This window comes from Acinetobacter sp. SW-226 (assembly GCF_055632855.1).
In genome coordinates this window covers 1-7,702 of the sequence record NZ_JBVNBD010000008.1, presented here as the reverse complement: position 1 = coordinate 7,702, position 7,702 = coordinate 1, and the positions used below count along the sequence as shown (strand labels likewise).

Here is a 7,702-nt window from a genome sequence, read left to right as displayed (position 1 = left end):
ATAAGCGCATTCCAGTACCGGAGCAGGTTGAACCGGAGCAGCCGAAAAGAGGGTGGTTAAGCCGGTTTTTCTTGCCGAATGGCTAAGAGGCTTGTTTAGGTGTGCTAATCAAAGTTGTGAAACATTGATCAAATAATAGGCGTGGAACGTGAATAATCACAAAGAAACCATGACAGTGCGCTGAACCCCGTCATGGTTTCGGATAAGATATTGATGCTTATAAGAAAAATTCAAGCATTTCGTATAACGTGTATTATGTTAATTTTAGAATTTTTTAACAGTTTTCTCTTTAGGTTTTTCCTTAGTTAATATAAATAAGTCATCATTTAAATAGGAAAATCTCTCAGCTAACCATTCATGAGTGTCTGTTAGAGCTTGATTGTAAAAATGATGTCCAAACTCTTCAACAATGAAATCAAATAAGAATTGAGCTGGAAAGTTTCCAAGATCTAAATCAAGCTCTTTTAGAGCATATTTTTTTAATGAATAAATCATTTGTTCACGAGTAAATTCATCAAATTTAATGATTTTGTTTTCAGCCATCTAATTAATCTCAAACATAGTATTAGCTTATTACAATTTTTATAGATTATTTATGCAATAAGAGAACGTCTTATAATGACGTTCATCCTTAATTCAAGTCTATTTGTTTATAAAACAAACTCTCTTATATCTACTACTTAACATAATGGTGCTTATACGAAATCGTTTTGTAATAATTATTTAATATCAATTAGTTATATTAAAATAGAAAAATCAAAAAACAGCAAAAAACCGGCTTGGAAACAAGTCGGCTTTTTTTATAATCAATTTTGATAGTTCTTGCCAATAAATCTGACTAAAAATTACGCTTCTCAACTTGAGTGATACAATTTTGTGATACATTATTGTATATACAAATTTGAATGTTTTCTATGGAACAGTATTTTGAATGGGATGAGACTAAGAATCGAAAGAATCAGAAAAAGCATGATATCTCTTTCGAAACCGCAAGCCTTATTTTTGATGATCCATTAAGGATCTCAATCCAAGATAGACATACCGATGGTGAAGAACGTTGGCAAACCATTGGAAGAGTTAAAGGCGTACTAATGCTACTGGTGGCACATACCATCTTTGATGAAGATAACAGTGAAATCATACGAATCATTAGTGCAAGACAGGTAACTAAAGCGGAGCGAGATAAATATGAGCATGGTTAGATATTCACGCAAAGAGCTGAATGAAAAATTCGGCGACAAGCAAGATGCTGAAATTAAACGCTTGCTTGCTAAAGGGAATATTTCTGATGATCAATTAGACCTGTCTGATATTCCTGAAATTACCGACTGGAGTAATGCTGTACGCCAGAATCAGTTCTATCGGCCAGTGAAGCAACAAACCTCTATTCGCTTAGATGCTGATGTACTTGCATGGTTCAAAGCACAGGGTAAAGGCTATCAAACTCGTATGAATGAAATTCTTCGGGATGCAATGCTGAAAGAGTTAAATAATCATCAATAAAAATGGGAGCTTAAGCTCCCATTTTTTAATTAGTATTTTCCTTCTGTATCTGTAAAGATAATAATCTTCCATTGGATTGAACTTAAGTTAGAACCATGCTGATGATGATTCTGTGGTGGAAACTTATCACCTTTATTTGATGTAATTTCTTTATTACATCCACTACATTTATATATTCCAGAATGAGGAACTTCGTCACTAGGACCATAGCTTTTAGACCATCCATCCCAATCAGAAATGTGTTTTAAAACATTAGAACTACCGTAAACTGCCATATTAGATCTCAAAATAATTTAAATAGACTATCTAATAAGATTCTTACAAAATAATTTAAATTTCAATATGGTAGATAAACAAAAGCGACACTATATGTCGCTAATAACAAGACTCATATTTAACATAAAATCTCTTATGCGAACTGCAAAAGTGAGGATCTATTGTCCTTGCTTCGTGTAATGCCCATTATGTTAAATCGGTGGGGTTTTATGTTTTAATCCTTATTGTATTTATAATTTGGTTTTAACTTTATGAGAAAGCAATATCATTTTAGGAAAGTTGGAAATGATACCTATATTTGGGATGTACATAATCTAGTAGAGTTAACTAAAAAATTTAAAGTGAAAGAAATTCCACTATCAGAAATTAGGGAATTAGAAGAGCCATATTGGTATCCAGAGTCTCATCCAACAACTCAAGAAATTATTGAACACATGCAATTAATTCAGGAAGCAGATTTATCTTATCCAATTATTCTATGTTCACAAGGAAGATTAATGGATGGTATGCATAGGGTTGGGAAAGCCAAAATTTTAGGAAAAGACTTAATTTCTGTTGTTCAATTTAATGTTGATCCTAAGCCTGATTTTATCAATATTGATGAAGATGATTTGACTTATGATGATTAAGTTCTCCTAAATTAACATAATACACCTTATGCGAAATGCAGCATAGATTGTTGATTTTTACAACAATTCATATAAAACAACTAGTTACAAGGTTAAGCGTCCAAATTAGTTGGGTTTAGCCAATTAAACCAATTTGGACGCTTAAATAATATTCATGATATTTTTCAGATACTTAGTTTTGATTTAAAAAACCATACTGGAATTCGTGTAAATTGAATATTTAAAGCATTTTTTAGATAAAAATAGTAATTTAGCTTAATCCAGATTAGTTACTTTTAGTCAAATTCTTATAATCTTCAAATGACAAAAGAACATATTTAGGCTCATCTTCTCCCAGAATAAAAACGGGTTCTTCTTTAGACTTTTCCATCATCAGTGGAATGTTCTCATCAAATACGGATTCCATCACATTCATTTTCGTCTCCTAAAAGCCAGGTCTGTCATAAATATTGCCAAGATCATTTCTTTTTTCCTGTTCACTTTCCATTTTAGTGGTGATCATCGGTTCAATATCAGCAGCTAATGCAGCCGTGATCTGCTGATCCCTTTCTTTAAATTTTTCCAGGTACTGCTGCAGATACAATTCATAATCTTCAGGAAAATAGCGATTGGCCACTGGCGCTATAAAACTCTCATACAATTGCATGAATACTCGCATCTCAGTCTGTTTCTGCTCAAAGTTTTGCTGTATATCATGACGTTGCCACGGATAAAATTGATAACTAAAGTTCTGCTCAAAAGTCCGACTTCGCTTCGTATCAATATCATATAACTGCTGAATAAACTGAGCTAAATGTCTCAAGTGATACTGTAAAAAATCTCGATCGGCTTCATTCCCACAAAAGGCATCGAGCTTTTCCCAAACCTCCGAATCTGCATTTTTCAAGTTAATCTGAATAAAGTCAGCACCAGTATTAATCAACTGCTCACAACTAAAATTAGTCATCAGATTATTCTGTTGTAATGCCAATAGCGTTTGACCAAAGGTCCGGTGTTCAAAAAGTCGATTCGTCACCTTACAAATTTCTTGATGTTTTGCTCTTAGATCGACCTGTGTCGTCATGCTCTGACAAGCATCCACGATATTTTTCTGTAATTGATTCAGTTCATAATCCTTATATTCTTTAGGATCGGCATATCGTTGTTGTAGCGGTGTTGTCTGTGCTAACGCTCGTTTTTCCAGTTCCTTCTCATACTCGGCTTTGTACAACTCTGCTTTGTTATGTTTACGGATCTGCTGAATGGTTTCTTTCTGTGCCTGAACGTCTAGCTGAACAATGGGATCCGCACTGTACAGTTTCCACCTTGGAATCTGCGGAACATCTTTTAAATCGGTACCAAACTGTTTGTTGTAATCCCGATTCGATAAACAAGAAACGCTATTTTCAACCGTTAACGCTAGACCATTAAGCATGATGGTTTTCTGTGGGGCATATTTCTGCAGGCAATCATTCAGTAATTGTTCGGTCGTCTGCCTAAAAATTACCACCTGATTCTTTCCCTGGCCCAAAGCATTGGCCGTCATTTTTTGTGCACCCCCTTGCTGTGGATTTTTGGGGCGGTACTGTTTAAAAAACTGTTCCGGTGATCGTTCTATTCCATCGGCAAGGCTACGTTCAGAGTACATCAGATGTAAATGCGGTTGATCCTCACCCGTTAAAGCACTGGCATGATTGTGTACCGCTGCGGTATAGGGGAACTGATAGGTCGCTGTGAATTCTCGAATAAAGGATTCCACCAATTCAATTCGCTGCAATCGGTTCAGCTCTTTCGGCAAAGCAACCGTTAAAACAGTCGATGTCCGACCCCGTTCAATTTCATGCTGATCGGCACTTTTCCAAAAATCTGCAGGCCGATTTTTCGCCCAAGCAGGGAGATGTCCGGAACGGACAAACTCTAATTCTTCATCCTGTTTTTTCGCCAAGAAATGTCCAGTCCTGGTGAGGTAATGGAAGGCATTTTTGCTGCTATTCGCCTTCTTCACATTATGCCGAATGTCCATGTAAAACATTGATTACTACTCTCGATTTTCGGGGCTTTTGCTTTTGCTCCGCAGGACGAAGACTTCTGTCTTTTTTGCAAAACTATCACGCTAGGGATAGTTTTGCAAAAAAGACAGGGAGACTGAGATAAAAATTAATTCTGTCATACAGAATTAATTTTTAAATTCACTGTACCTACGGGTTAAACTGACTGTACTAACAGCAAACTTAATCAGAATTCGAGGGGCTTTTATGGTCGGTCGCAAAACATTGGTTTTAACTTTGGATGATGTGAAACAACTGATCAAACATATTCAAGAACTGCCCTTCAAAAGAAAAATAGAACAGCGCTTTCTAGACATCCTTCCAGGCAAAAAAAGCATGGCTGATTTTTCTGAAGCAGATTGGCTTCTCATTAAAAAATGTCGTTATGAAAAAAATGCCTATCTCAAACAAATGGCCGCTTTGACCAAAATTCAATCGCAGCCTACGCCAACAAAATTTGAACGTGAAATTTTAAATTTAGCCAACCGTTCCGACATTGATTCACATTTTTTAAAATTGGATGCCTTAAAAAACTATCTTCAACAACAGGATCAGAAGAAAGCTGAAATCAAACTCAGAAACCAGAAAAAGCGCATCGATGCGAAAGTAGACAAGCCAGATCCAAGTCTAAAAAAACAACGAGATCGAGAAAATTACTATTTGGGTGCAATGTGTAAAAAGCTGTTTGATGTCACTGGTTTTCATGCCAATCAACCGAATGACTTAAAACGCCTGCAACAAATTTTTATCGATGCAGCAGCAACGGCTGTTTTAATCGAAAAAAATCAAATGACTGTAGATCAAAAAATAAGAACTGCGGAGAGGCATGCACAAAATGAAATTCTCAAAACTACAGTAGATGGATTTGAGCAGGACAGTAGAAACCCATTTAAAGCGACAGAGCGCTCGTTTTAGCCACTTTTAAACTGAATAAGATGGAAACTATGTGTAAAGCAGAAAACATTCAATATGCGTCAAATAGGACGTATTGAACGAGTGTCTACGAGTGCCACACTGAAAAGTCGCGCCTAGACTCCCTGAAAAACTGCTTTTTTGTAAATGGATTTCAAAATTTTATGGATAAATGAGCTTAATTTGAGTCTAGAACGAGCATAGCGAGTAAAAAAGCTTTATGAGCGAAGCGAATTCCGAGTTGCTTTTGCTCTTGCCTTTGCTTTTTATCAAAGTCATAACGATATTAGCCAAAAAATTGCCCCACGAATCGAGCGAAAGCGAGATTCAATAGAGTTTGAGCGTAGCGAAAACCAAGGGCAATTTTTCTTTGCCAGGGCTTTTAATAAATTTTAATGTTTTTAAATGCTTTTAGAGATGCTGTAAGCCTTTATTTGCAATAGTTTAAGGGGTTATAAAGATAGGTTTAAGGGGTTATAAAGATAGGTTTAAGGGGTTATAAAGATAGGTTTAAGGGGTTATAAAGATAGGTTTAAGGGGTATTTGAATAGCTGAATTATTGACTATTTAAAATATATAGCATATAACCTAGTTAAATGAATTAATAAGCTTCATATCATGACAAATAACAATAAATTAGTTGTTAAGGATAATGCTCTTATCGATGCCTCTTTCAACTTATCACTCATAGAGCAACGTATTATGCTCTTGGCCATAGTTGGAGCTAGAGAGTCTTCTAATCTCACATCTGATACACCAATAGAAGTACTCGTAAGTGACTACGTTCATCAATTTAAAGTAGATGGTAATAATGCCTATGGCTTGCTTAGAGAGGCAGCGAAAACACTAAAAAGAAGGGAGTTTAGTTATTTAGATAGATATAAGGGCCAAGAAGCTCTTACTACAGCGAATTGGGTAAACAAAGTGACCTATGTAGATTCTAGTGGCCTTATCGTTTTATACCTTAGTAACGAAGTTATCAGCTTAATTAGCCGATTAAGCGAACAATTCACAAAATACCATATAGAACAAGTGTCTGACTTTAAGAGTAAATATAGCATCAGACTATATGAGCTATTAATTAAATGGTTGAATGTAGCAAAAACTGAGAAATATAGTATTAACGATCTTAGATCAAAATTAGGGCTGGATGCGACTGAATATTCAACTATGTCTAACTTTAAATCTAATGTCTTAGACAGAGCAGTAAGTGAAATTAATAAACATACCAATATTACCGTTGACTATGACCAATTCAAAAAAGGTAGAGTTATCACAGATATTCAATTCAGAATTAAATCAAAAGCAATACCAGCTCAACATGAATTAACAAAAACATCCCAAGTAACATTCCACCAAATGACAGATGCTCAAATCAATATGTTTGGCAATCAGCTTTCACGACTACCTGAATTTTCAAACTTAGCAAATGGCAATGAAAGCTATGAGAGCTTAGCAGCAAAAATCAAAGAAATGCTGAGAGATCCAATACAACAAAAGCAGTTTTTCCCCCACCTACAAAACCTTGGCTTTAAAGCTTGAGTGTATTGGAGAATACACATATTGTATTCTCCAATACATTTTCAAAATACACAGCAATACACTATGAATACAGCTACAAAATACAGTGTTAGTGATGCTGCAACGTTGTATAAAAAATCTAGAGCTACACTATATAAAGATATAAAAAATGGTGTTTTAAGTCGTGACCATGATGGTTTTATAGATTTTTCAGAACTACTTCGTGTCTATGGTGAGCCTTTTGGAGCAAAACAGGCAAAACGTATTGATACGTCTTCAATACAAAATCAAAATACACCTGAATACACTGATAAAACAGTGGTAGAACTGAAAAGCCAAATCGACTTCCTAAAAAAACAATTAGAAAAAGCCGAAGATCGTGAATCCAAGGCGAACGCTCGTATAGATACGCTTCTAACTCTCATCGAAATGAAGCCTCCCACAGCCAATATGACTACGTTTACCGATCAAGAACCGCTGCAACCAAGCATGGCCAAAACAGCTCCAGAACCGGACAAAGCAGAAGCTAAACATGAGGGAGTGACTACTCCGGAGCAGACAGAGAATAAGCGCATTCCAGTACCGGAGCAGGTTGAACCGGAGCAGCCGAAAAGAGGGTGGTTAAGCCGGTTTTTCTTGCCGAATGGCTAAGAGGCTTGTTTAGGTGTGCTAATCAAAGTTGTGAAACATTGATCAAATAATAGGCGTGGAACGTGAATAATCACAAAGAAACCATGACAGTGCGCTGAACCCCGTCATGGTTTCGGATAAGATATTGATGCTTATAAGAAAAATTCAAGCATTTCGTATAACGTGTATTATGTTAATTTTAGA

Annotated in this window: 10 protein-coding genes and 1 pseudogene; 7 read left to right on the top strand and 4 right to left on the bottom strand. The window is 35.8% G+C overall.

What is annotated here, in order from left to right; translation table 11 throughout:
- Positions 1–86, top strand: a pseudogene (locus ACZ8ZH_RS20165) (plasmid replication DNA-binding protein); the annotation flags it as partial.
- A 178-nt stretch (positions 87–264) separates the two neighbouring features.
- Here ACZ8ZH_RS20165 and ACZ8ZH_RS20160 read toward each other — a convergent pair.
- Entirely contained in the window at positions 265–543 is a 279-nt protein-coding gene (locus tag ACZ8ZH_RS20160; protein WP_419310716.1) for a DUF2164 domain-containing protein, read from the bottom strand.
- Between the two features lie 371 nt (positions 544–914).
- On the opposite strand from ACZ8ZH_RS20160, the gene ACZ8ZH_RS20155 reads away from it, so the two are divergent.
- Together ACZ8ZH_RS20155 and ACZ8ZH_RS20150 are read left to right on the top strand one after the other, a co-directional pair.
- A complete protein-coding gene (locus ACZ8ZH_RS20155) occupies positions 915–1,202 on the top strand; it encodes a BrnT family toxin (RefSeq protein WP_470247982.1) in 288 nt (95 codons plus the stop codon).
- Complete coding sequence (locus ACZ8ZH_RS20150) at positions 1,189–1,503, top strand: BrnA antitoxin family protein (RefSeq protein ID WP_470247981.1); 315 nt, start codon at positions 1,189–1,191, stop codon at positions 1,501–1,503. The genes ACZ8ZH_RS20155 and ACZ8ZH_RS20150 overlap by 14 nt, the downstream gene beginning before the upstream one ends.
- Positions 1,504–1,532: 29 nt before the next feature.
- Here ACZ8ZH_RS20150 and ACZ8ZH_RS20145 read toward each other — a convergent pair whose 3' ends face one another.
- Positions 1,533–1,778: a hypothetical protein gene (locus ACZ8ZH_RS20145; RefSeq protein ID WP_470247980.1), complete on the bottom strand. Its 246-nt coding sequence runs from the start codon at positions 1,776–1,778 to the stop codon at positions 1,533–1,535.
- Positions 1,779–2,030: 252 nt separating this feature from the next.
- Here ACZ8ZH_RS20145 and ACZ8ZH_RS20140 point away from each other — a divergent pair, with 252 nt between their 5' ends.
- Positions 2,031–2,408, top strand: a complete 378-nt coding sequence (locus ACZ8ZH_RS20140) for a hypothetical protein (RefSeq protein WP_470247979.1) — start codon at positions 2,031–2,033, stop codon at positions 2,406–2,408.
- Positions 2,409–2,673: 265 nt separating this feature from the next.
- Here ACZ8ZH_RS20140 and ACZ8ZH_RS20135 read toward each other — a convergent pair whose 3' ends face one another.
- Together ACZ8ZH_RS20135 and ACZ8ZH_RS20130 are read right to left on the bottom strand one after the other, a co-directional pair.
- Entirely contained in the window at positions 2,674–2,823 is a 150-nt protein-coding gene (locus tag ACZ8ZH_RS20135; RefSeq protein ID WP_218699125.1) for a hypothetical protein, read from the bottom strand.
- A gap of 9 nt (positions 2,824–2,832) precedes the next feature.
- Positions 2,833–4,410, bottom strand: coding sequence for a MobA/MobL family protein (locus ACZ8ZH_RS20130; protein ID WP_470247983.1), 1,578 nt, complete (start codon positions 4,408–4,410; stop codon positions 2,833–2,835).
- Between the two features lie 232 nt (positions 4,411–4,642).
- On the opposite strand from ACZ8ZH_RS20130, the gene ACZ8ZH_RS20125 reads away from it, so the two are divergent.
- The 3 genes from ACZ8ZH_RS20125 (at position 4,643) to ACZ8ZH_RS20115 (ending at position 7,519) form a co-directional block, all read left to right on the top strand.
- A complete protein-coding gene (locus tag ACZ8ZH_RS20125; RefSeq protein ID WP_470247978.1) occupies positions 4,643–5,350 on the top strand; it encodes a hypothetical protein in 708 nt (235 codons plus the stop codon).
- Between the two features lie 615 nt (positions 5,351–5,965).
- A complete protein-coding gene (gene repM, locus ACZ8ZH_RS20120; RefSeq protein ID WP_470247977.1) occupies positions 5,966–6,889 on the top strand; it encodes a replication initiation protein RepM in 924 nt (307 codons plus the stop codon).
- Positions 6,890–6,952: 63 nt separating this feature from the next.
- Entirely contained in the window at positions 6,953–7,519 is a 567-nt protein-coding gene (locus tag ACZ8ZH_RS20115; RefSeq protein ID WP_470247976.1) for a plasmid replication DNA-binding protein, read from the top strand.
- Positions 7,520–7,702: the final 183 nt, after the last annotated feature.

Coding starts and splice junctions, on each gene's coding strand:
- ACZ8ZH_RS20160 (WP_419310716.1), bottom strand. CDS start 543: ATGGCTGAAAACAAAATCATTAAATTTGATGAATTTACTCGTGAACAA.
- ACZ8ZH_RS20155 (WP_470247982.1), top strand. CDS start 915: ATGGAACAGTATTTTGAATGGGATGAGACTAAGAATCGAAAGAATCAG.
- ACZ8ZH_RS20150 (WP_470247981.1), top strand. CDS start 1,189: ATGAGCATGGTTAGATATTCACGCAAAGAGCTGAATGAAAAATTCGGC.
- ACZ8ZH_RS20145 (WP_470247980.1), bottom strand. CDS start 1,778: ATGGCAGTTTACGGTAGTTCTAATGTTTTAAAACACATTTCTGATTGG.
- ACZ8ZH_RS20140 (WP_470247979.1), top strand. CDS start 2,031: ATGAGAAAGCAATATCATTTTAGGAAAGTTGGAAATGATACCTATATT.
- ACZ8ZH_RS20135 (WP_218699125.1), bottom strand. CDS start 2,823: ATGAATGTGATGGAATCCGTATTTGATGAGAACATTCCACTGATGATG.
- ACZ8ZH_RS20130 (WP_470247983.1), bottom strand. CDS start 4,410: ATGGACATTCGGCATAATGTGAAGAAGGCGAATAGCAGCAAAAATGCC.
- ACZ8ZH_RS20125 (WP_470247978.1), top strand. CDS start 4,643: ATGGTCGGTCGCAAAACATTGGTTTTAACTTTGGATGATGTGAAACAA.
- repM (WP_470247977.1), top strand. CDS start 5,966: ATGACAAATAACAATAAATTAGTTGTTAAGGATAATGCTCTTATCGAT.
- ACZ8ZH_RS20115 (WP_470247976.1), top strand. CDS start 6,953: ATGAATACAGCTACAAAATACAGTGTTAGTGATGCTGCAACGTTGTAT.